The organism is Neobacillus drentensis, assembly GCF_036965425.1.
Lineage (GTDB): Bacteria > Bacillota > Bacilli > Bacillales > Cytobacillaceae > Neobacillus > Neobacillus drentensis_F.
Genome location: NZ_JBALPP010000033.1, coordinates 58145 through 81037, shown reverse-complemented (window position 1 = coordinate 81037; position 22893 = coordinate 58145). Strand labels below are relative to the sequence as shown.

Here is a 22893-nt window from a genome sequence, read left to right as displayed (position 1 = left end):
AATTCCTATAATAGAATTTTAAAGTATAAATCTATTAGATCCAAACCCCAAAAATAAGCTGTCAAGGTACCGGCTGCAATGAATGGGCCGAATGGAATTGGTTCGCGTTTTTTTACGATTTTAAATAGCTGGGCTACGCCGCCGATTAAAGCACCGTACAATGTTGAAAGAAAAAAAGATAATAAGACCAGTTTAAATCCTAATACGAGTCCGAGCAGAGCATAGAGTTTCACATCGCCGAAGCCCATACCGCCTTTGCTGACGATCATTATGGTCAACAGTAATAAAAATCCAGTGACTGCACCAAGGGCACTATCCCACCATGGGTCTAAAGGCATAAAAAATCGTTCCAATAAAAAAATCCCTGCAAACCAAATTAAAATTTTATCAGGGATGATCATATAATGAATATCGGAAACGATGATAATCATAAACATTGAAATTAACGATAAGGCAACGAATAATTCTCCAGACCATCCAACCAAGTATGGTGCCGCTGCAAACAATATTCCTGTCAGCAGTTCAAAAAATGGATAGATAGGAGAAATCCGCGACTGACAGCCGCGGCATTTCCCCTTTTGAAGCGTATAAGATAAAACCGGAATTAGTTCTAATGGTGTAAGCTGATGTCCGCAAGTAGGACATGCTGATCTTGGTTTTACGATTGATTTTTTTAATGGTACCCTTAGGCCTACTACGTTAAAGAAGGAGCCTAAGAGGAGACCATATATTAATAATAGAAAGTAAATCATTAGTTGCTGCCAAGAGTTTTTCCATTAGCCGCATTAATTAGTTGTTGTTCTGACAAAGTAGCTTGGTTATAATTAGTATTTGCTGTATGACCTTTTAATGAATAAGTAAATGTACCAGCAGTTGTAGCTCTATTTACTACAACAGTAAAAGTATCATCCTTAACGTGATCCAAGTATTGAGAATCTAATTCACCAGAGCTCTTATCAAGTTCTAAATTGGTTACAACACCAGTTTGCGGATGTTCGGCCATATATAACTTCGCAGCATTTATAATTGTTACTCCCTCTTGAGCTGTTGCCTTTTTGTCTGACTTGTCAATAACATTTCCAATCGCAGGAATCGCAATCGCAGCAATTATCCCCAAAATAACAATAACTGCAAGTAGTTCAATTAGTGTAAATCCTTTTTGTTCCTCCATTTTTAATTTTAACGCTTGTACCATTTTACCGCTCCCTCTGGTTCTATGAACCTAGTAATATTTCTCTATGAGTATACAATAAATGACAGTGTTCGAAAAGAGTTTTTTATCATTTTTTGTCTCAAGATTTGGAATTTTGTATTAATTATGTGAAAATTTGCAATTATTAGCTCATTTGGTCGAACATTGAAAACATTGGCATCATGATTGATAGGACAATTACCCCTACAATACCTGCTAAAAAGACAATCATGATTGGCTCAATCAGGGACTTTAGTCTATCTGTACCTGCTTCTACTTCTTTTTCATAGAATTCAGCAATCTTTGAAAGCATTGCGTCTAATGCCCCAGTTCCTTCACCAATAGAAATCATTTGTGTAACAAGAGGAGGAAAGGCCCAGTGATCATTCATTGGCTCTGTCATGGATCGGCCTTTCTCAAGAGAGGCTCTTGATTCACGAATGACTTTTGAAATCACTTCATTTTCTACGACTTTTTCAACAATTGCCATAGATTGCAGGATAGGAACGGAGCTTGAAAATAAAGTGCTAAGTGTTCTCATCATTCTGGCTAGTTGTGCTTTTTGCATCATTTTACCGAATATAGGCATCCTTAAGAGTGCATAATCTAGAAAGTATTTTGTCTGCTTATTTTTTTTCATGAAGGTAAAACCAAGATAAATAGCAATGAATATTAGTAAAACAACCCACCAAAATGATTTCATAAATTCACTGGATGATAAGACAAATTTCGTTATTCCTGGCAGCTCTGCATTCATGTCTTTAAACATAGTTACAAATTTAGGCACAACTCCAACTAGTAAGAAAATAACGGCCATAATGGCAATTATACCGATTACAAGGGGGTAAGTTAGAGCTGAAACAACTTTCTGCCTTGTATGATGCTGTTTTTCAAAATCAGTCGCAAGACGTTCTAGTGTCTCATCCATATTACCACTAACTTCTCCGGCCTTAACCATATTGATAAACATCGAATTAAATACTTTTGTATGTTTCGATACAGCCTCAGAAAACGGATTTCCCTCACGAAGCTCCTGTTCTACATCTAGCAATATCCTTTTTAATGCTTTACTTTCTGTTTGAGCTGCAAGGACTGCTGTTGCCTCAACTATAGTTACACCAGCCTTGAGTAATGTAGCAAATTGTCTTATATAAATAACAAAATCCTGAAGTTTTACTGGATTTCCAATCGTTAGTTCCATGGTCATAAGAGTTTCAGGGACTTCCTTCATTTCGACTACCCTGACACCCTCTTCTTTTAACTTGACCATCGCCTCCCGTCTTGAAGCAGCTGTAACAGTGCCCTGTTTTTTTCCTCGGCGATCCCGACCTGTATATTTGAACCTAGGCATCCTGCATCATCTTTTCGTGTAGGTATTTTGTTGCAGCTTCTTGCTGAATTAAATTACGGTCAAGCAAGTCGCGAATACTCATTTCCAGCGTGTGCATTCCCTGGGCCCGGGACGTTTGCATTGTGCTTGAAATTTGGTGAATTTTTTCACTTCGGATAAGGTTGGCAATAGCCGGATTGTTAACTAAAATCTCAGTTGCCGCCTTTCGGCCCTTTTTATCGGCAGTAGGAAATAGACGCTGTGAAATAACTCCCACTAATACTGATGCCAACTGAACCCGAATTTGCGGCTGCTGTGCCGGCGTAAATACGTCAATGATCCGGTTAATGGTTGACGGGGCGCTAGATGTATGAAGGGTACCTAGCACTAAATGCCCAGTTTCCGCTGCCGTAATAGCAATACCAATCGTTTCTAGGTCACGCATTTCCCCAACAAGAATAACATCTGGATCTTGACGAAGTGCCCCCTTTAAACCATTGGCATAGGATTTCGTATCAAAACCAACCTCACGTTGATCTATAATCGAATTACCATGTTTATGAAGGTACTCGATCGGGTCTTCAAGTGTAATGATATGCTTACGCATCGTCCGGTTCATATAATCAATCATTGAAGCAAGGGTGGTTGATTTACCGCTACCTGTTGGACCAGTAACAAGAATTAATCCTTGTGGTTTTTCCATAAGCTTTGGAATGATTTCAGGCAAATCCAAATCCTCGATAGTAGGCGTTTTGGATGCAACAACACGAAGCGCAAGAGCTACACTTTTCCTTTGATGGTAGGCATTAACACGAAAACGCGATACACCTGGAATACCATAAGAGAAATCCAGTTCTCCCTTTTCCTTAAACAAGTCATACATATTTTCAGGCACAATTGCTTGAGCGATTGCTTCTGTATCTGCAGGCAATAACATATCCTTCCCATAACGCTTAATATCACCATTGATACGAAATACAGGTGGCACCCCCACTGTTAAATGGATATCGGATGCTTTAAATTCAAGTGCGGCACGTAAAATATTATCGATTCTTTCTTTCATCTGTTCTTACTCCTACTCCAGAATAGCTACACGTAATACTTCTTCTGTTGTTGTTAAGCCTTGTTTCACTTTTAATAAACCATCATCAATCAAAAAGATTGTTTTGTTTTTAATCGCATGTTCTTTCAGCTTTTGAAAGGAATTATCATTCATAATGACTCGACGCATGTCGTCATTAAGCACTAATACTTCATGAAGAGCTACCCTTCCTTTATAACCTGTCATATTGCATGAAGGGCATCCCTTTCCTCTCAAAACTTTTTCAATCTTCAGCCCGCGTCTTGCAAAAATATCTTTTTCTCTCATGGAAGGTTCCTGAACTTCCGCACAATCCTTACATACCTTTCGAACCAATCGTTGGGCAACAATCCCGCTTAATGAAGAAGCAAGCAGAAACGGTTCGACACCCATATCAACCAGACGTGTTACGGTCCCTAACGAATCATTGGTGTGCAAAGTACTTAAAACTAAATGCCCAGTTAAAGAGGCACGGATCGCAATTTCCGCTGTTTCTTTATCCCGAATCTCACCGACCATGATGATATTTGGGTCCTGACGTAAGATAGAACGGAGACCTGCTGCAAACGTCATCCCAACATTGGTGTTTACTTGAATCTGATTAATACCTTCTAATTGGTATTCGACCGGGTCTTCAATCGTGATGATATTAACTTCTTCACTGTTCAGCTTATTAAGAGCCGCATACAATGTAGAGGATTTCCCTGAACCCGTTGGTCCGGTTATAAGTACAATTCCAGTCGGCTGCTCAATCATGTCATTGAACCTTTTAAAATTCAATGTATTAAAGCCAATCTTATTTATATCATTTAAAGCAGCACCCATATCCAATAGACGCATTACAATTTTTTCACCGTATACGGTCGGCAATGTCGAAACACGAAGATCGATAGGATGAAAATCAAGATGCAGTTTAATTCGGCCATCTTGAGGAATTCGGTGCTCAGTGATATCGAGATTCGACATAATTTTAATTCTTGCTGTTAACACACTTAGCATATGGCGCGGTAATACACGGTCTGTTCTTAGTACGCCATCTACTCTATATCGGACAACAATTTTCGTTTCCTGCGGGTCAATATGAATATCACTAGCCTTTTGAATGACGGCATTCGTTAGGATTTGATTGACGAGACGAACAATCGGCGAGTCTTGGTTCGTAACATCTTCATCCCTGCCGCGCTCACTTGTTGAAAAGTCATCGAAGAGCTCCTCTAAGCCCTCATCATCGTCATAATATTTATTAATCGTTCGTAATATATCGTCTTTTGTTGCAATCGCTGTTTCAATTTGAAAACCGGTGGATAATCGCAAATCATCAATGATGATAAAATCCATCGGATTAACCATGGCCACAAACAGCTTGTTTCCCTCTTTTTTTAGCGGAACAATTAAATTCCGTTTTGCCGTATCCTTCGAAATGATCGAAAAGAGATTCGTATCAAAGGGATATTGAAAAAGGTTTACATGTGGAATACCAAGCTGTCGTTCGAGCACTTCAGCCAATTGCTGATCGGTAATATATCCCTTTTGCAGCAAAACTTCCCCAAGTTTTTGGTTAGATCCTTTTTCATCCAAAGCCGATTCTAACTGTTCAACGGTGATGATTCCTTCTTCTAACAATAAATCACCAAGACGTGTTCTAGTTTGCTTCTTTTTATTTGCCTCAACACTATTTTGGCTGTTCATTCGGCTTCCCCCAAAGGTTATCAACATCAGAATCTGGTTGTGTTGTGTCAGATGTTGAAGTAGTTTGACTTCCATCAGGATTCGTTTGAGATGCAGCATTCACTGTGCTGGTAGTTTGGCTTGTAGTAGTCGTTGAAGCCCCCTGTAGTGTTCCACTCAGAGCATGAACTTCAACACGATAAATTGGCGGGTAATATTCCTCAGATATAAGTTCACTTTTTAGGTATTGTTCACCTTGGTATATATCCCGGAATACTTTTACGGAAATTCCATCAGCCCCTGCAGCTTTAACCATGGTTTTACCTGCTTTTACAAGTGGACTGTATTGAACGATTGTTTTTGGCTTTAATTGCTGCTGGCCCTTTTTAGTTATCTTATAATTGTAAAGTAGTTTTTCACCCTTTAGGCTAACTTTTAATATATTGTCTTCTAATGATAGCTGTATGGTATAGGCAGATTTATTTGGATTGGTAATGACTAAATCCGACTTCTGTGCAGGGCTGACTCTTGCTTCAAATCCGAGTTCTGCATATGCAGGAATTGAACTGCTTATATTTCGATCCACTACTGTAAAGTTAGTCGGGAGAACTGTTTGATAAATTCCTGTAGCAAGCATACTAAGTGCTTCAGAATTCTCAATCTTCTGATTCCCGGCAAAATCCAAAAGGGAAAAAGTAGCTCCTTCGGCAATTTTAATTTCAGGATTTTTCTTCACGATTGTCTGAAGTTCTGAAGGGATATCTGTTAATTTAAGTGCTGTTTCACTTACGATAAAATCTTTTTTACCTCCAAGGGAATAATCATTATAAAGATTGAAGGTAAAAGTTCCTGTTTGGAACTTGGATGCAGTTGTTTCTATATCAGTTTTCAATTTACCTATGTCAAATTCTTTACTATTGAGCTGCGGGAAAAGAATATGGATCTGCTCCTCGACATCAGATTGGTTTAAACTAATATAAACGGGGTTTTGCTGACCGTCCTTAATTGAATTAATCGTTGTTTCTGTATCTAAGCTTAATAGGTTTAAGTCAAATGGAACACTTAGCTCACTGTATTGAAAATCAAATTTTGCATTTTTCTGCCATTCGACATATTTTTCTTCCAGCAAACTAGCCGCTTCACTATCCGTTTTTCCAGATATATCTATACTTCCGATTGTCGTCCCATCTGAATATTTTCCATCTGCGTTTCCTAATTTTTCGAAAGCCTGTGCTCCAAAGTGTGAAAAACTAAAAATAAAAGCAGTACCGAAAAAAAGCACTATAAAAAGCTTGATAAACTGTTGGTTTTTCCTCATCCATATTCCCGCTTTCTTTCAAATTACTTTTGCAATTGGACAGTTTTTTTCAGTTGGCTTTCCTCTTGTTCTTCTTCAATGGAAGCAGCCGTTTCTTTCATTGCAAAAAATAACTCTTCCAAATCATTTTCATCATTAAAAAGGATATTTACTTTTTCTGACTGATCCTCTTTTATTTCCACAAGTGAATCATCTTCTTGGAATGTAGTCGGTTCAATGGCTTCTTCAAAGAGTAAACTTTCAATATCCGCTAAATATCCCTCTTCCGGTTCAATATCTTCATTAGTTTCAACTAATTGAATTTCAGGCCCCTCATCCAGAAACGAAATTTCTTCAACGCCTATTTCTGCTATTTCATCATTTTCTTCTAACATTTGAGGTTGTAATTCAAGAGAGTCTACATTAATTTTTACGAGATTTTCTGTTGCAGGGTCAGTAATTTCTATTTCTCCTAAATCAATCATGTCTAAATCTGTAGAATTCTCTGGTTGTTTAACAATGTCAAATGATATAGGACTTTCGTCTTCGTAAACATCTTCAATTGAGTCTATTTCTTGACTATATAAAACCGCAGCAAGACGGCTGTTCATGATATAAGCTGCAACTAAGACTAATAAAAAAATCATTAATGCCGACTGCCATAACGGGAAAGAAGTAACGGCTCCAAGACCTCCAAGGGCCAATACAAAACTAGCTAAAACAATACAAATCTTCCCTCTTAAGGTAATACCAATAGGTAAAAAGGCTATAATCAACATCAAACCAAGCATAGCCCCTAAGGCCCAGACAATCGATTCCATCCCGTAACTTCCCCTCTTTTCAACAAACATTTATACTATTAAACTACAATATTTTTCAAATAAACTCAGATTTATTTATTTTATACAAAAATTAGACAAAAATCGCCTACTAAATATTGTATAATATTTTCAACTAGTTTAAAAGAAGATGGTAAACTTTTATAGGTATTAATTACTGACATTTGTAAATTTTTATCTAAAAAATTTGTTAAAATGATTCTATTAAACTATGAATAGAACAATTTCTCCCTGGAAGGGATTTGATTAAAATGAATTTTAAGAAAAATGAAAAAGGATTAACGTTAATTGAAGTACTTATTTCGATTGTTATATTATCAATGGTCCTACTGACAACTATGAGTTTTTTTCCACAAATGGGATTTGTGAATAAGCAAAATCAAGATAAGACTCAAGCGATTAATACTGCTAAAGAAGTCCTTATTAACTGGCAGGAATCAAATGAGGTAAAAACATTTCTAGCAATAGATAATCAAACAACTGGTTTTACACCTGCGTACGTGAACGAATTGGTTAATTACTCTTTTTTTTCTTATGATAAATTTCCAGGGTATTACTATTTTGAAACAACCAGGGATAATTATAACGTTCATATCAAAATAAAAAAATCCCCGAATACAAGTTCAAGCGTTTCATATGTTCATTCCATGGTGGTTCAGCTATTAAATAAAAGAGGCAATATTATTGCCGAAACTTTTGGATATGTAAAAAGGTAGGAGGGAATGATTTTGCCTCAAGATGAGCGTGGATTAACATTGGTCGAGGTTTTAGCAACATTAACAATTTTTTCAATGGTTAGTGTCATCATATGGAGTGTTTTCTTCCAAGGATTTAATTTTTCTCAAAAAGCAATCTCAAAAAATCAGATGCAACAAGAAACAAACCTTTTAGTTACAAACTTATTAAAGATTCACCAAACAGCTAAACAGTATGACATCCTTAACACGAACTCGAATTGTGAGATTACTGTTAATATTACCAATAAAGATAATTCAACTAGAACGGAAATATACAAACATCCTTATATTTGCTTCAAATTTGAAATTAAAAATGGAATTACTAATCCAGTTATTCCTAACCGAACTGGCAATGATGTTCGATTAACGCTGACTACGAGTGACAAAAAAGATCCCAATAATAAAATTGCGATAGATACCTACCTCTATCGAGTAAAGGGTGTTAAATATCAATGAAATATTTAAAGAATGAAAAAGGGTATGCACTTGTAACTGTATTAGTCATTATAACTATTTTTATGATTATTACGCTTTCCTTTATGGGACAAGCCTTTTCAAGTACAAAACAAAATCAAGTAGTAGAAAAAAGTACAAGAGCTGTTTCAGCTGCTGAAATGGGAATCTCCTATTATCAAGTTGCCATCCAAAAAATGTACGAATCAAAACGGGATACCGTCAATTCCCATGTCAGTACTATTATGAGTCAACCTAACGCCACAACAACAAAGGACTTTAAAAGAGAAGCAACCTTAAAAATGGCTAGTGAGCTGCAGGCACTGATTCCAAGTGGGACTTCCCTAACCCCAATTAGAGTTGATGAGCATCCAAATGCATCCTTTTATTTGAAAAATTTTGTTGCGGCCGCTGACCCTGCATCCAATTCCTATAAAGTTAATATCAGCTTTAATATTGTTGGAAACGAAGATGGAAAAGAGACAACTCTTTTTGCAGAGATGTACCTTAACTTAGATACCATCATCAATTTGCCCACAACAGATGATCCAAATAGCTACCAACTGCCAAATTACACTAATATTCCGAAACCGAATACCGTTTGCGGTACGCTAGCAACTTGTAACCCAGTTTATGTTGAAGGTGATAAAGGTTTTGATGGGAATAATTTACTTTCAAATAACCAAACAATTTACACAACAGGTTCCTTAACTCTTACAGGTCAGGGAAATGAAAACAATACTAGTGTTATTAAAATTCATGCTGATGGAAATATCACCGTAGGAAAAAACATGAATAGCCAAACTAATATGTTAATCGAAACAAATGGGAATGCCACTTTCCAACAAAACTTGAAAATAGATACTGAGTCAAAATTATTAGTGAGACAGAATTTATTTGTGGCTCAACAATTTGATATCTCAAATAAATCTTTTGTTTATGTCGGAGGAAATGCAACTGTACAAAAACTCATTATTTCTGCCTCTAAAATGTGTGTTTACGGCGATTTGAAAATAAATGATAGTAAAACTGTTGATAACCCAAGTAATTTATTGGTACTAGGGAAAGTTTATCAATGGACAAAAATATCAGGTAATGACTATGAATACAGACAAGTTACTGGGGAAGGAAACATGAATTTTGACTTATTTAAAAAACAATGTGGAACCTATGTCCCTCCAGCATTCCAAATAAATTGGGGCAACAATGTCAGCCCAATTATTAGTAATGTTGACTATTAAGAAATAATATAAAAAGGTGTGACCGTTGCAATTACGGTCACACCTCTTTTTTAACACGACGAATACTCCGCCACCCGATTCCTTCCAGCCCGTTTCGCCCCAACATATAATGCTCGGTCAGAATGTCGAATCAATGCTAATGGATCTTCAGCATCCTCAGGAGCGGTTGCAACACCAATAGAAGCAGTTATCATTACTTGCTGATGATTGTAATCTAAAGACTGCCGAAGGATAAAAGGCCTGTTTGCTATCGACTGCCTAATATGCTCGGCCATTTGATAGGCTTCTCCTTTTGTGATATTTGGCAATAATATTACAAATTCTTCTCCACCATACCGGGCAACTGTCCCGCTAACTCCTACTATTTCACTTATTCTACTAGCGAGCTCACGTAGGATTTCATTTCCACCTTGATGCCCATATGTATCGTTTATTTGTTTAAAATGGTCGATATCTAGGATAATTAATGATAAATTCTTTCGCACAAATCGGGTCATTTTTTCAAATTCTTCATTCAACAGGTTTTCAAAATAACGATAATTGTATAATTTCGTTAAGGAACAGCGCTCACTTTGCATTTTCGTCAGTTCATAATGCTTGGCATTTTCCATCGCAACGGCAAAGTAGGAACAAAGGATATCAATGATCATGAGTTGGAATTTTTCATAGGCACGTCTCCGCTTTGAAGCCAAGAGTAATACCCCAATTACCTTTCTATTTCTGAGAATTGGCACACACAAAATACTTTCAGCATCACCGGGTATATACCCTGTTGTTATTCCCCGCCATTCTAATCTTGCCGAGTAAAGATAGGGCTTTTGGTTCGCCCAGCTTCTGCCGCTGATGCCTTCATTTTTTTTCAAGGCTGGAAAATCATTGGATAATACTTTTCCAGCTTCCATCCGACGAATTAATAATAGTTCATCTTCTTTTACTTCCAAAATATAAGCATAGTCTACTGGGAGCATTTCTCCGAGCTTTTGAATAAATAGATCGATAACATCATTTACCTGTAATCGTTCAGCCATTTGATGACCTATTTCGGCAGCTTTTTGTAAGTATTCATTAATTTTTTCACTTGAATAATAAAGGTTGAAAATGATTGAAATGCTGACAAATGGGACGCCAATAAATAAAAGCGCCAATAATTCCACCTGTTTATATAGGATGTACAAAACGAATCCAATTGGGAAGGTAATTAATGTCGTTAGAGTTTCGACAATGAAGTCTTTTCCAAAATAAGGCTCTCTGCTTTTATAAATAAAGTAGAGATTAAAAGAGATAAGCACTTGGTTTAACAGATAGTTTAAGATTGCATATAAAACACCAAGCCAAATGGAACGAGGATCTTCAGATAAATTAGGACCTGTCTCTCCACCAAGAAGATGATAGATAAAACCGCTATAAAAAGAAACAAGGAAAAACATAATCAAATTAAGCGGCAGCCGGAATAATTGGCCTTTTTGGAGGACCTTAAGTTTTAGCAGTAAAACGATAACAGCTATTTGAGCAAAAACCATTTCCACAAATAGCCCGTACTTTAAAAAGGTTGCTAATGCCACCCATTGAATTAAAAAAATAAAAATTTCGTTAATGACAATCGGCATGCAGGCAACAACACAAGTTAGCAGCAAAAAGGCTAGTAAATCGACCCAAGAACCAGAAGTATGAGGAGGGTAAGATTGATAAGTATACACCATGCCAGCAGGCACTAATAAGAGCCAAACGATAAAAATGACTCTTTTCATTTGCGGATTTACTTGCACCTTCCTCCCCCTCCCCATAGGAATATTATTAATTCAAGATAAATTTATTTTAACAAATTATAGGAGGATTGTCACAATGGAATCGTCAAATTTTTCAAATTTTTACATATAAATGGTTTTGCTTCCGAAATAAAATAAAGAGACCCTGTCACGACCATCATGCTATTTTCTTGAAGGTTTTGCATCTCTTCTACTATATAAGATTTCCAGTTGTCAACGGCCACTTTGTTTTGTGATTGGGAGATGTTCAGCAAATCCTTTGCATCGGCGGCACGCGGGAAATCAAAGCTGACAAAGGAAATTTGATTAGCGATGGAATCGAGCTTGGCGATCATTTTATCGAGCTTCTTATCCTTTAACGCGGCAAAAATGATATGGATATTTCGATTTGCATATCTAGAAGATAATTCATGAACTAATGCCGTGATTCCCTCATCATTATGGGCGCCATCGATAATAACCAGTGGATTTTCCGAAAGGATTTCGAATCTTCCAGGCCAGTAGGCTGATTTTAATCCGTTCCTGATAGCTTCTTCAGAAATATTGAACGAGCTGACTTGATTCAAAAATTGCCCCGTACAAACAGCGAGTGAAGCATTTTCCGTTTGATGCTGGCCAATCATGCTGATTTCAAGATGGTCCAAGTTTATTGTTTGAGTTTTTAAATTAAAAACTTCGCCTTTTGTGAGCGATGTATGAGAGCTTATCGAGAATTCCTGTTTTAACCGATAAATGGGTGCTTCCTTCTTTTCAGCCTGCTCCTCAATCACTTTTAATGCACCTGGATGTTTTACTGCTGTAAAAATAGGTGTCTTCTCTTTTATAATTCCAGCCTTTTCAAAAGCAATTTCCTCGTAAGAATTTCCGAGAATATTGGTGTGGTCGAGCCCAATGTTTGTAATGATCGAAGCTAACGGTTGAATAATATTTGTGGAATCAAACCGGCCCCCTAGACCTACTTCAAACAGAACAATATCAACCTTATTCATATTGGCAAAATAATAGAAGGACATGGCTGTGATTACTTCAAATTCTGTTGGGCCACCCAATTCCGTTTCCTCTAATTCATCTGCTAATGGAAGGATGATATTGGTTAAATCCAGGATTTCTTGATCGCTTACCGGCTTTCCATTCATACTGATTCTTTCATTAAATTGTTCTATATAGGGAGAGGTAAATGTACCAACAGTATAACCAGCTGCTTCTAGAATCGACCGTAAAAAGGTTACGGTCGAACCCTTTCCATTTGTCCCGCCAATATGGACAGCCTTGATTTTATTTTCAGGATGGTCGAGCCTTTCCATCATCCATTCCATCCGTTTTAACCCCGGTTTAATGCCAAGTCTCAACCTGCCATGAATCCAGTCCAATGCTTCTTGATATGTAGTAAACATTCTTGACACTCCATCTATTTAGTCTTGTAATAAAGGCGAGACGAATCCAAAATGGATTCGTCTCTTTATTGATTAACCTTTTAATTCTTTAATACGCGCCTCAACAATGCTTCTCTTTTCAAGATAATCATTTTCCTTAGCACGTTCTTCTTCAATTACACTTTCAGGAGCTTTTTTGATAAAGCCTTCATTACTTAATTTCTTCTGAACTCGTTCTACTTCTTTGTTCAGTCTTTCGTATTCTTTTTGCAGACGGGCAATTTCTTCGTCAATGTTGATCAATCCTTCAAGCGGCAGGATAATTTCTAATCCTGTAATTACGGCTGTCATCGCTTTTTCCGGAGATTGAACCTCAGTACCCATTGTTAATTCTTCCGGATTACAGAAGCGTTCAATGTAGCTGCGGTTCTTTTCGATGGATTTTAAAATCTTTTCATCTTTTGCTTTAACAAGCATTTTAATTTTCTTGCTTAATGGTGTATTCACTTCGGCACGGATATTCCGTACAGAGCGGATCATTTCCATTAACAGCTTCATTTCCCCAGCTGCTTCATCATCGGAAAGCTCTTGTCTAACCTCCGGCCATTTCGCTGTTGTAATCGATTCTCCAGCATGAGGAAGGTTTTGCCAAATTTCCTCGGTGATAAACGGCATGAATGGATGTAATAAACGCATCGTATTGTCTAATACATAGGCAAGAATTGAACGAGTCGTTTTCTTCGCCGCTTCATCCTCACCATATAGTGGAAGCTTCGCCATTTCGATATACCAATCACAGAAATCATCCCAGATAAAGTTGTAAAGAGAACGGCCCACTTCGCCGAATTCATAGCGCTCTGATAGTCTTGTCACATGTTCAATTGTTTCATTTAAACGGGTTAAAATCCACTTGTCGGCAACTGATTTTTCACCGCTGAAATCAATTTCTTCATGAGTCATGCCGTCCATATTCATTAACGCAAAGCGGGAGGCATTCCAAATTTTATTGGCAAAATTCCAGGTTGCTTCAACTTTTTCAGTGCTATAGCGTAAATCCTGACCTGGAGATGTTCCAGTTGATAAGAAGTAACGTAAGGAATCTGCCCCATATTTATCGATAACATCCATTGGGTCAACACCGTTACCTAATGATTTACTCATTTTCCGACCCTGTTCGTCACGAACGAGACCGTGGATGAGAACATCTTTAAATGGACGCTCGCCAGTAAATTCGATGCTTTGGAAAATCATCCTTGATACCCAGAAGAAAATGATATCATAACCGGTTACTAAAACGTCTGTTGGGAAAAAACGCTTAAAATCAGCCGCTTCCGTATCAGGCCAGCCCATTGTTGAAAATGGCCATAACGCTGAACTGAACCAAGTGTCTAATACGTCTTTATCCTGCTCCCAGTTCTCACTGTCAGCTGGCGCTTCATGACCTACATAAACTTCGCCAGTCTCTTTGTGATACCATGCCGGGATACGGTGTCCCCACCAAAGCTGTCTTGAAATACACCAGTCACGGATATTTTCCATCCAGTGCAGGTATGTTTTTTCAAAACGATCCGGAACGAAATTTACTTTGTTTTCTTTGCTTTGAAGAGCAATCGCTTCATCCGCAAGCGGCTGCATTTTAACAAACCACTGAGTTGAAAGGTACGGCTCAACTACCGCGCCGCTTCGTTCCGAGTGGCCAACCGAATGCAGGTGATCTTCGATTTTGAACAGAACGCCTTGTTCTTGAAGGTCTTTAACAATTTGCTTCCGGCATTCAAAACGATCTAAGCCTTGGTATTTACCAGCCTTCTCGTTCATCGAACCGTCTTCGTTCATAACCAGGACACGTTCAAGATTGTGACGGTTGCCAAGTTCAAAGTCATTAGGATCATGGGCTGGTGTAATTTTTACTGCCCCAGAACCGAATTCCATATCAACATAATCATCGCCGACGATTGGAATTTCACGGCCAACGATTGGCAGGATAACGGTTTTTCCGATTAAATGCTTATAGCGCTCATCTTCAGGATGTACCGCAACCGCTGTATCTCCAAGCATTGTTTCAGGACGAGTTGTCGCAACTTCAATATAACCTGAACCATCTGCCAACGGATATTTCATGTGGTAGAAAGCGCCTTGAACATCTTTGTAAATAACTTCGATATCAGATAAAGCCGTTTTCGTGGATGGATCCCAGTTAATGATATATTCGCCGCGGTAAATGAGTCCTTTGTTATAAAGGGTTACAAATACTTCACGAACTGCCCCAGATAAGCCTTCATCAAGAGTGAAACGTTCGCGTGAATAGTCTAGGCCTAGACCAAGTTTTGCCCACTGCTGGCGGATATGGGAAGCATACTCTTCTTTCCATTTCCACGTTTCTTCTACAAATTTTTCTCTTCCTAAATCATAACGGCTTTTGCCTTCGCTACGCAGCTTTTCTTCAACCTTTGCCTGGGTCGCAATCCCTGCGTGGTCCATACCAGGCAGCCATAGAACGTCATAGCCCTGCATTCTTTTCATTCGTGTAATGATATCCTGTAAAGTAGTATCCCACGCATGACCTAAGTGCAGTCTGCCTGTTACGTTCGGCGGTGGGATTACGATTGTATATGGCTGTTTGCCTTCATCATTTAATGCTTCAAAAAACTTCCCTTGTAACCACCAGTCATAACGACCTTTTTCAATCGATTGCGGGTCGTATTTGGTTGGCATTGTTAATTCTTTTGTTTCCATTTGAAACGTCCTCCTTTTAATCAACCTATCCAAAGAAGAGAATTAATATATGCAAAACACCAATCATTTAAAAAAAGGCGGTGTGAGCAAAGCTATACTATCCCTTTCTGGAGTGGTAAATCATTACTTTTCACTATGATTAGATCTAGCGATAAATTGTTGCGGCGCTCCGCCCCTTTACCTTAAATACAAAAAACCCCATTCGTCATAAAAGGACGAATGGAGTTGCTTCGCGGTACCACCTTTTTTCCAATCACATTAAATGATTGGCACTTAACTGGATAACGGATTTCATCCGTCCTCAACTACTGGAGTCAAATGACCTTTTCGCAGAAGAAGCTCTTGGGCGACGTTCGGATGTTCCACTTAGGAAATCTTGCAGCTAATGATTTCCCTCTCTTGAAGCAGGCTGGCATCGTACTCTTCCCTGTCTTTGCTTAGCTAATTAAATTATATAGTAATACTACCGAAAAAAAGGGTTTCACGTCAATCATGATTGCCGATTTTTTTATTATTTATACTTTATGTGCATCAGACGAAATTGATTGTATTTATTATGCACTTTTTTCATTTAGTTCTTCAAATTGGTGTACTGCTTTCGCATTTTTAAGAATAAATTCCGATTTGCCCATGGTGATGCCTAGGATGGCCCAAAAAATCGGTGCGACCGGAACGGTACTAATATTAAAAAATGCTTGTACTAAATACCCTATAATTGTTGCAATTAGCCCGTAAAGAATTAGTTTTTCATTCCCCTCTGCTTGTCTAACTGCTTTGAATGCCCTCCTAAAAATGACAAAAATGAAAAGTAAGTAAGTCAAGAGTGCAGGTGTGCCTAATGTAATGGCGATCTGCAAATATTCGTTATGGGCTTTATCAACTGTAATGTTGGGAGTGCCAAAAAATTCTTGCAGTTCCTCGGGAGATGCTTTGAAAACAAATTCAAAAGTGTCCGGACCGGAACCAACCCAAAAATACTTTGGAACAAGCGGCACCGATTTTTCCCAGATAAAAAAGCGGGATGAACCTTCATGGCCGGTACTTTGATTGGAAGCAACACTATAGGTATCTGTAACGACTGAGTTTATCCGGTTAAAATATTGACCATTCTCTGTAATATTAATTCCCAAAAGCAATAGTCCTAATGTGATTAAAAGGTAAGCCCATTTTTTCCAAAGGTATTTTCTTTTTAGGACAACAAATAGGGAAAGAAAAACCGTTCCGCAGAAAACGCCGACATAGCCGCTTCTTGTACTCGAAAAAATAAGAGCAATAAAGCCTAAACTTGAGGCAATAAAATATAACGATAATAACTTTTTATTTGTTTCCGTTAAGTACATCATCATTGAGACTAGTAAAATCAACACAAGATACGATCCAAAAAAGTTAGGATTATCAAAAAAGGTATAAGTCCCAGTATAACCGCGCATTGCGCTGTTTCTCGGCAAGAAATCTAAAGAATAATGCTGAAGTATTCCATACACAGAAACAACCATTGAGACGCTGGCAATGCCAGGAAAGACTTTATTTACTCTCTTTAAGTCTATTAACTTATATGAAAAGAGGAAAATACTGCAATAAGAAAAGAAGGTAATAAGTCCTTCCTTTCGATCGATTGAGCCATAAACCGAACTATATGTATAAGTTGAAAAAGCAGTTGAAAGTTCCACTAATGATAAGAAAGCTAATAATATATAGATGGCCTTTGATTCATCTCTTGCGGGTAATAAAGTACGATGTTTTCGTTTAAAAATAATAAACAGCCAGGCAGCGATCACAAAAAGATATAAGTAGTTTGTCTTAGTCGTGGTGTAGTATGGATCGATTCCCCACGGATAAATCATTAACGGAAACAAAACGATAAACCAATACATTTATAATAATTACTCCCTTATGTCAAAAGTCTCTGAAAAGATATTCCTATATAACTGGTAAATTATTTACTCTTAATTATTCCATTTCCTAATAAACTATTCAATCTGAATTTTTCATGAAAATGATTTATTTTAGGGGAATACGTAGTGGGTTTGGAATATACATAAAATAAATGTCATAAAAGTAAGGGGAGATTTACCAGGTGAAAGGAAATTTCAACAAAATTAAATACCAACCCTGGTTTAGAACGTGCCGGAGAATATGCGGGCAATTTATTGTCCCTTTTGTGATATTTCAATTTATCCGAACGCTGATACTGCCTACAGTCTTTGACGTTTTATTATTAGCGGTTTTTATCGCGATTGCGATTTCCATCTATTTTGACGTAGTTTAAGGAGCCCATTATGCAGTTTTCACTGCTGCTGGGCTCCTTCTTTTGCTTTTTGCTGGGCTTCGATTTCCGACATTCTCATCACAACATACTCCGAGTTTTTCAAATGCCAGTATCGCTGCTGCAGCTTTCGGACGAATTTCAACTCGTTTTTCGGCCGCTGCTTTCGATAATATTTTTCAGCCATTTGGATAATTGGAGTTGGATAAGCCAAATAGCTGTAGAATAACAATTTTTCATCTGCTTTAAACGGAAAATATTTATAATAATGATAAATCCAATCGATCACATCATCACTACGCTTTGGGCTGGAATTTAAGGCGCGGGATAAATAAGGCAAAAGATCATGAATCGGCGAACCATAGCGTGCATTTTCAAAGTTCATAAAATAGCCGTAGCCCCGTTCATCGTATAGAAAATGTTCAGATGAAAATTTCCCGTGGGTAATCACCATTCGGGCCTTATCGTTTTCTTTTGTCCCCTCATACCATTCTTCGAATTTCGTTTTTGAAAATCTAAGTGCCTGGTTTATTTCATTGTAGTACAGGCAATAAAGCAATTCGAATGGCGACATATAGGTCTTCTTTTCGCATTCATCCACGAATCCCTCGAGGAATTCTTGATGTTTTTCGTATTGTTGAATCGTCTTTTCATAATGTTCAGTTCGTTCTTCCTTGCTTATCGTGATTTCTTTCGCGGAAAGGGTATGGAGTCTGGCCAGTTCACGGAAAAGCTGGTGATTCTTTTGCTGACGATCTTCTCGGTGATCATCTGGCATCCATGGCATTAAATAATAAAGGTTATTTTCGTGGAGGACAGCATATCTGCCATCCATCGTCGGATAGATCGGGACGATACGATTATAGCCTTTTTGATAAAGAAGATGAACGTGACGAATGAAATCGGTTCCGGTTGTAGGGGCTATTTTTTTTAGTGCGAAGGTGCCTTTGTTGGAATAGATTTTTTGAACAGGTCCAAAATCCTCAACAAAATAAGGCTCTACAAGGTAGTTTTGTAAAATAGGCGAAATTTCTTCTAATCTGCTTGAGTCACTCATGAGAACTCATCTCTCTTTCTTTGAAAAACAGAAGCACGGATAAATGAAGGTGAGCAGGTCAGAAAACCCGCTCATCTTCTTTTTAAATAAATTATTTTTTAGCTAGTGTTGCCGGGATGTATAATACCTGGCCTTCATAAACATCTTGATTCAGTTCCAGCTGGTTGACACGGAGGAGATTGCTGATGGACACATCGTAGCGTTCTGCCAGACTGTCTACGGTATCTCCTTTTTGAACGATGCACATCTTTAATCTCGCTTGTTCTGCTCCCTCGTCCTTCCGGGCAAAAAATTCTGTCAATGTCATGCTTTTCTTTTTAATCGGCAGCTTTTTCTTTAACTTATGGACTATATTATCTGATGAAGAGGAGCTTTCTTCTTCCGCTGAAACTTCTTCCTCTTCTTTGACTTCCACTTTTTGAACTGGCTCTTTTTCAACGACAACTTTCTCTTCTTCTACAACCGCCTTTTTCTCCCCACCTCTTGCTTCTTGGAAGCTCCAGGCAGGCTGATAGTTTTCTTCTTCCTCTTCTTGATTGAAGTTTTGCTGCGGCTGATAATTGAAGGTTGGGAATTTCGGTAAAACGTCAACACTTTCTTCTTCAAGCGGTTTCCTTGCTTCCGTTTCAAACAAGAAATTGTCTTGATAATTGCTTTGGTACGCAGCCTGAATGGATTCTACTTCATCCTCTTCGGTTTCGGAGCGGTGAAGTACTTCAAATTCAGGCTCTGGTACTTCGATTTCCTCCTCCTCCTGCTGCTCAGTTCCGTAAAGGCCGCTGATTGTCAGCTCAGCTGAAAGCTTTAAGCAGCTACGCTCTGGGAGGGAGTAGTCAAATGATTCAACGAGGACATCAATATCATAAATACTTTGAATCCGATTGTTCGGAATGGTGATATCGACTGGGAATCGATGTGAAAATTCACAGGTTTCTTCCCCTTCGCGTTCTGCCACTCGCTCGACAAATTTTTGAGAGGCAAACCCTTCTTCTTCGCTTACTTCGCCTTCTTCGTAACTTTTATATTCGCCGGTGAGTTCCAACGAACCTCTTATGGTTACGTACTGATCGTTTTCCTGGATGGTGATGTCCGGGTCTAGAGAAATGGAGATAAGCTCTTCGACTTCCTGTCCTTTTCTAAACCACAGAGACTCCTCCAAGGAAAATCGCAGACACGATTGATTCTCCTGGGACAAAGCGACTCCTCCTTTCGTTTCCTTCACGCAAAATCACTATGTCACTTCCACTCTATGAACCAAGTGGATTATTTATGATAAAAAAGAGATTGTGTCTTTGAAAAAGAATCGTGGGATGGGGTTAAATTGATTCGATTTGCTGATTGGAGTGTTGTATCCGCTGATTGGAATGGGTTATCCGCCAATTGGAGCTTGCTATCCGCTGATTGAAACTGCAATCCGCTGATTGAAGCTCGCTATCCGCTAATTGAAGCCTGCTATCCGCTGATTAGAGCTCGTTATCCGCTGATTATTGTAGCTAACTAAATAAAAAACACCCACCAAACAAGGTGGGTGCCATAAACCATACTATTTAAGCTTAGAGAATGCAATCTCAGCAGCTTGAATAGTCTTTTCAATATCTTCGTTGGAATGCTCAGTAGATAAGAACAATCCTTCAAATTGTGAAGGCGGAAGGAAAATGCCCTGATCGGCCATTTCACGATAATACGCTGCAAAGAATTCTAAGTTAGAAGTTTTTGCTTTTTCATAATTGATAACCTCTTCATTTGTAAAGAAGAAACCAATCATCGAACCAGCGCGGTTGAATGAAATTGGAATATCATATTTTTCAGCCGCTGCCTTAAAGCCTTTTTCCAGAAGGTCTCCCTTGCGGATAAACTCGTCATAGTGCTCTGGAGTTAACTGGCTTAATGTTTGAAAGCCGGCTGTCATGGCAAGCGGGTTACCGGACAAGGTTCCAGCTTGGTAAATCGGACCAGATGGGGCGATGCGTTCCATAATCTCCGCTCTGCCGCCGTATGCCCCAACAGGAAGGCCGCCACCGATTACTTTACCTAAACAAGTAATATCAGGAGTAATGTTGAAATAACCTTGCGCACAGTTATAGCCAACACGGAATCCAGTCATGACCTCATCAAAAATAAGCAATGAGCCGTTCGCCGAAGTAATCTCACGAAGCCCTTCTAAGAAGCCTGGAAGCGGAGGAACAAGTCCCATATTACCGGCAACCGGCTCAACGATGATACAAGCGATATCCTCACCGAATTGTTCAAACGCATAACGTACGCCTTCAAGATCGTTATAAGCGACAGTAATGGTATTGGAGGCTACGCCCTCAGGCACCCCTGGGCTGTCTGGCAATCCGAGCGTCGCTACACCAGAACCAGCTTTAATCAATAATGAATCACCATGGCCATGATAGCAGCCTTCGAACTTTAAAATCTTGTTGCGTCCAGTGTAGCCGCGGGCTAAACGAAGCGCACTCATCGTTGCTTCCGTGCCAGATGAAACCATGCGAACCACTTCGATTGAAGGTACACGTTCAATCACTAGCTTTGCCAATTCGTTTTCCATTAAGGTTGGAGCACCATAGCTTGTACCTAATTCAGCTACTTTTTTAAGACCTTCCACCACTCGGTCGTTGGTGTGGCCGAGGATAAGCGGACCCCAGGAAAGGACGTAATCAATATATTCATTTCCATCAATATCATAAATTTTAGAGCCTTTACCCCGCTCCATGAAAATCGGATCCATATTCACTGATTTAAAGGCGCGGACCGGGCTGTTGACACCGCCTGGCATAAGCTTTTGGGCTTCTTTAAATGCTTCAATCGATTTTGTATACGAACGCATCTTTTTCCCTCTTTTCAAAAATGGATTATTCTTCTTCCTTTAACCAGCGAATCGCATCTTTTGCGGCATAGGTAATGATAAGATCTGCACCGGCACGCTTCATGCCAATGAGCATTTCAAGAACGGTCTTTTTCTCGTCAATCCAGCCGTTTAAAGCAGCCGCTTTGATCATGGAATATTCACCGCTGACATTGTATACGACAACAGGTAAATTAAAGGTATTTTTCACATCGCGAACGATATCTAGGTAAGGCATACCAGGTTTAATGATTAAGAAATCTGCGCCTTCGGCTACATCGGATTCTGCTTCTCTAAAAGCTTCCATCCGGTTTGCCGGGTCCATTTGATAGGTTTTGCGGTCGCCAAACTGCGGAGCACCTTCTGCCGCTTCACGGAATGGGCCATAAAAGGCAGAAGCATATTTTACGGCATATGACATGATTGGAATTTCTTGAAAACCAGCTTCATCTAAACCGGCGCGGATTGCTGCAACAAAGCCGTCCATCATGTTAGACGGAGCAATGATATCTGCTCCAGCTTCAGCTTGGGCTACAGCTGTTTTTACAAGCAATTCAAGAGATTCATCGTTAAGGACTTTCTCCCCTTCTACGACGCCGCAGTGGCCGTGGCTGGTGTATTCACACAAGCATGTGTCAGCGACAACGATAACTTCCGGGAACTTTTCTTTTATATAGCGGGTTGCAACCTGGATAATGCCATGATCATGGTAGGCTTGCTCTCCGCAAGCATCCTTTGTTTTTGGGATACCGAATAGCAATACGGACTTAATTCCGTGAGCAACGATATCTTCCATTTCCGCTTGAAGATTGTCCATTGATACTTGGAATACTCCAGGCATAGAAGAAACTTCATTGCGGATGTTTTCTCCTTCATAAATAAACAGCGGATAAATGAAATCCTCCGCTTTCAGGTGGTTTTCTCTAACAAGTGCGCGCATGCTTGCGCTTGAACGCAGGCGGCGGTGGCGTTTAAATTGAAGATCCATAGTAATTTCCTCCCAAAATAT

The 22893-nt window shown here is 38.9% G+C and carries 19 protein-coding genes and 1 other annotated feature; of the genes, 4 read left to right on the top strand and 15 right to left on the bottom strand.

Going from position 1 to position 22893, the window contains the following annotated elements:
- Positions 1 to 5: 5 nt before the first annotated feature.
- The 7 genes from V7161_RS08695 to V7161_RS08665 form a co-directional block, all read right to left on the bottom strand.
- Complete coding sequence (locus tag V7161_RS08695) at positions 6 to 752, bottom strand: prepilin peptidase (protein ID WP_335444123.1); 747 nt, start codon at positions 750 to 752, stop codon at positions 6 to 8.
- Complete coding sequence (locus tag V7161_RS08690; RefSeq protein ID WP_335444120.1) at positions 752 to 1195, bottom strand: prepilin-type N-terminal cleavage/methylation domain-containing protein; 444 nt, start codon at positions 1193 to 1195, stop codon at positions 752 to 754. Before V7161_RS08690 ends, V7161_RS08695 begins: the two co-directional genes overlap by 1 nt.
- A 142-nt stretch (positions 1196 to 1337) precedes the next feature.
- Positions 1338 to 2543, bottom strand: a complete 1206-nt coding sequence (locus V7161_RS08685; RefSeq protein WP_335444117.1) for a type II secretion system F family protein — start codon at positions 2541 to 2543, stop codon at positions 1338 to 1340.
- A complete protein-coding gene (locus tag V7161_RS08680) occupies positions 2536 to 3585 on the bottom strand; it encodes a type IV pilus twitching motility protein PilT (protein ID WP_335444115.1) in 1050 nt (349 codons plus the stop codon). Before V7161_RS08680 ends, V7161_RS08685 begins: the two co-directional genes overlap by 8 nt.
- A 12-nt stretch (positions 3586 to 3597) precedes the next feature.
- Positions 3598 to 5292: a GspE/PulE family protein gene (locus V7161_RS08675; RefSeq protein ID WP_335444113.1), complete on the bottom strand. Its 1695-nt coding sequence runs from the start codon at positions 5290 to 5292 to the stop codon at positions 3598 to 3600.
- On the bottom strand, positions 5276 to 6589 hold the full coding sequence (locus V7161_RS08670) for a hypothetical protein (RefSeq protein WP_335444111.1): 1314 nt from the start codon (positions 6587 to 6589) through the stop codon (positions 5276 to 5278). The genes V7161_RS08675 and V7161_RS08670 overlap by 17 nt, the downstream gene beginning before the upstream one ends.
- A gap of 23 nt (positions 6590 to 6612) precedes the next feature.
- Entirely contained in the window at positions 6613 to 7389 is a 777-nt protein-coding gene (locus V7161_RS08665) for a hypothetical protein (protein WP_335444108.1), read from the bottom strand.
- 269 nt (positions 7390 to 7658) lie between these two features.
- On the opposite strand from V7161_RS08665, the gene V7161_RS08660 reads away from it, so the two are divergent.
- The 3 genes from V7161_RS08660 to V7161_RS08650 are packed head-to-tail and all read left to right on the top strand — an operon-like array spanning position 7659 to position 9838.
- Positions 7659 to 8123, top strand: a complete 465-nt coding sequence (locus tag V7161_RS08660; protein ID WP_335444106.1) for a type IV pilus modification PilV family protein — start codon at positions 7659 to 7661, stop codon at positions 8121 to 8123.
- A 12-nt stretch (positions 8124 to 8135) separates the two neighbouring features.
- The gene (locus V7161_RS08655; protein ID WP_335444103.1) at positions 8136 to 8600 is read left to right on the top strand and encodes a PulJ/GspJ family protein; all 465 of its coding nucleotides are present in this window, start codon (positions 8136 to 8138) and stop codon (positions 8598 to 8600) included.
- On the top strand, positions 8597 to 9838 hold the full coding sequence (locus V7161_RS08650; RefSeq protein ID WP_335444101.1) for a hypothetical protein: 1242 nt from the start codon (positions 8597 to 8599) through the stop codon (positions 9836 to 9838). The genes V7161_RS08655 and V7161_RS08650 overlap by 4 nt, the downstream gene beginning before the upstream one ends.
- Positions 9839 to 9888: 50 nt before the next feature.
- On the opposite strand, the gene V7161_RS08645 is transcribed toward V7161_RS08650, so the two are convergent.
- The 4 genes from V7161_RS08645 to V7161_RS08630 all read right to left on the bottom strand — a co-directional run bounded on the left by V7161_RS08645 (position 9889) and on the right by V7161_RS08630 (position 17587).
- Positions 9889 to 11604, bottom strand: coding sequence for a sensor domain-containing diguanylate cyclase (locus V7161_RS08645; protein ID WP_335444098.1), 1716 nt, complete (start codon positions 11602 to 11604; stop codon positions 9889 to 9891).
- Positions 11605 to 11675: 71 nt separating this feature from the next.
- A complete protein-coding gene (locus tag V7161_RS08640) occupies positions 11676 to 12998 on the bottom strand; it encodes a bifunctional folylpolyglutamate synthase/dihydrofolate synthase (protein ID WP_335444095.1) in 1323 nt (440 codons plus the stop codon).
- A gap of 72 nt (positions 12999 to 13070) precedes the next feature.
- Positions 13071 to 15713 (bottom strand): valine--tRNA ligase, encoded by a 2643-nt coding sequence (locus V7161_RS08635; protein ID WP_335444093.1) that lies wholly within the window; start codon positions 15711 to 15713, stop codon positions 13071 to 13073.
- A gap of 208 nt (positions 15714 to 15921) precedes the next feature.
- Positions 15922 to 16156 (bottom strand) — a binding site (T-box leader).
- Positions 16157 to 16267: 111 nt separating this feature from the next.
- Entirely contained in the window at positions 16268 to 17587 is a 1320-nt protein-coding gene (locus V7161_RS08630; protein ID WP_335444090.1) for an O-antigen ligase family protein, read from the bottom strand.
- A 203-nt stretch (positions 17588 to 17790) separates the two neighbouring features.
- On the opposite strand from V7161_RS08630, the gene V7161_RS08625 reads away from it, so the two are divergent.
- Positions 17791 to 17982: a hypothetical protein gene (locus V7161_RS08625; RefSeq protein ID WP_223591134.1), complete on the top strand. Its 192-nt coding sequence runs from the start codon at positions 17791 to 17793 to the stop codon at positions 17980 to 17982.
- Between the two features lie 19 nt (positions 17983 to 18001).
- On the opposite strand, the gene ysxE is transcribed toward V7161_RS08625, so the two are convergent.
- From ysxE to hemB, 4 genes are all read right to left on the bottom strand, one after another.
- Positions 18002 to 19036: a spore coat protein YsxE gene (ysxE, locus tag V7161_RS08620; protein ID WP_335444087.1), complete on the bottom strand. Its 1035-nt coding sequence runs from the start codon at positions 19034 to 19036 to the stop codon at positions 18002 to 18004.
- Positions 19037 to 19127: 91 nt separating this feature from the next.
- Positions 19128 to 20231, bottom strand: a complete 1104-nt coding sequence (gene spoVID, locus V7161_RS08615; RefSeq protein WP_335444085.1) for a stage VI sporulation protein D — start codon at positions 20229 to 20231, stop codon at positions 19128 to 19130.
- A 348-nt stretch (positions 20232 to 20579) separates the two neighbouring features.
- Complete coding sequence (gene hemL, locus V7161_RS08610; protein ID WP_335444084.1) at positions 20580 to 21866, bottom strand: glutamate-1-semialdehyde 2,1-aminomutase; 1287 nt, start codon at positions 21864 to 21866, stop codon at positions 20580 to 20582.
- Positions 21867 to 21891: 25 nt separating this feature from the next.
- A complete protein-coding gene (gene hemB / locus V7161_RS08605; RefSeq protein WP_335444083.1) occupies positions 21892 to 22872 on the bottom strand; it encodes a porphobilinogen synthase in 981 nt (326 codons plus the stop codon).
- Positions 22873 to 22893 lie beyond the last annotated feature (21 nt).

Excerpts from the sequence above, each read along its gene's own strand:
- V7161_RS08680 (WP_335444115.1), bottom strand. The coding sequence starts at position 3,585 with ATGAAAGAAAGAATCGATAATATTTTACGTGCCGCACTTGAATTTAAA.
- V7161_RS08630 (WP_335444090.1), bottom strand. The coding sequence starts at position 17,587 with ATGTATTGGTTTATCGTTTTGTTTCCGTTAATGATTTATCCGTGGGGA.
- ysxE (WP_335444087.1), bottom strand. The coding sequence starts at position 19,036 with ATGAGTGACTCAAGCAGATTAGAAGAAATTTCGCCTATTTTACAAAAC.
- V7161_RS08665 (WP_335444108.1), bottom strand. The coding sequence starts at position 7,389 with ATGGAATCGATTGTCTGGGCCTTAGGGGCTATGCTTGGTTTGATGTTG.
- hemB (WP_335444083.1), bottom strand. The coding sequence starts at position 22,872 with ATGGATCTTCAATTTAAACGCCACCGCCGCCTGCGTTCAAGCGCAAGC.
- V7161_RS08650 (WP_335444101.1), top strand. The coding sequence starts at position 8,597 with ATGAAATATTTAAAGAATGAAAAAGGGTATGCACTTGTAACTGTATTA.
- V7161_RS08675 (WP_335444113.1), bottom strand. The coding sequence starts at position 5,292 with ATGAACAGCCAAAATAGTGTTGAGGCAAATAAAAAGAAGCAAACTAGA.
- V7161_RS08640 (WP_335444095.1), bottom strand. The coding sequence starts at position 12,998 with ATGTTTACTACATATCAAGAAGCATTGGACTGGATTCATGGCAGGTTG.
- V7161_RS08660 (WP_335444106.1), top strand. The coding sequence starts at position 7,659 with ATGAATTTTAAGAAAAATGAAAAAGGATTAACGTTAATTGAAGTACTT.
- hemL (WP_335444084.1), bottom strand. The coding sequence starts at position 21,866 with ATGCGTTCGTATACAAAATCGATTGAAGCATTTAAAGAAGCCCAAAAG.
- V7161_RS08670 (WP_335444111.1), bottom strand. The coding sequence starts at position 6,589 with ATGAGGAAAAACCAACAGTTTATCAAGCTTTTTATAGTGCTTTTTTTC.
- V7161_RS08685 (WP_335444117.1), bottom strand. The coding sequence starts at position 2,543 with ATGCCTAGGTTCAAATATACAGGTCGGGATCGCCGAGGAAAAAAACAG.
- V7161_RS08690 (WP_335444120.1), bottom strand. The coding sequence starts at position 1,195 with ATGGTACAAGCGTTAAAATTAAAAATGGAGGAACAAAAAGGATTTACA.
- V7161_RS08635 (WP_335444093.1), bottom strand. The coding sequence starts at position 15,713 with ATGGAAACAAAAGAATTAACAATGCCAACCAAATACGACCCGCAATCG.
- V7161_RS08695 (WP_335444123.1), bottom strand. The coding sequence starts at position 752 with ATGATTTACTTTCTATTATTAATATATGGTCTCCTCTTAGGCTCCTTC.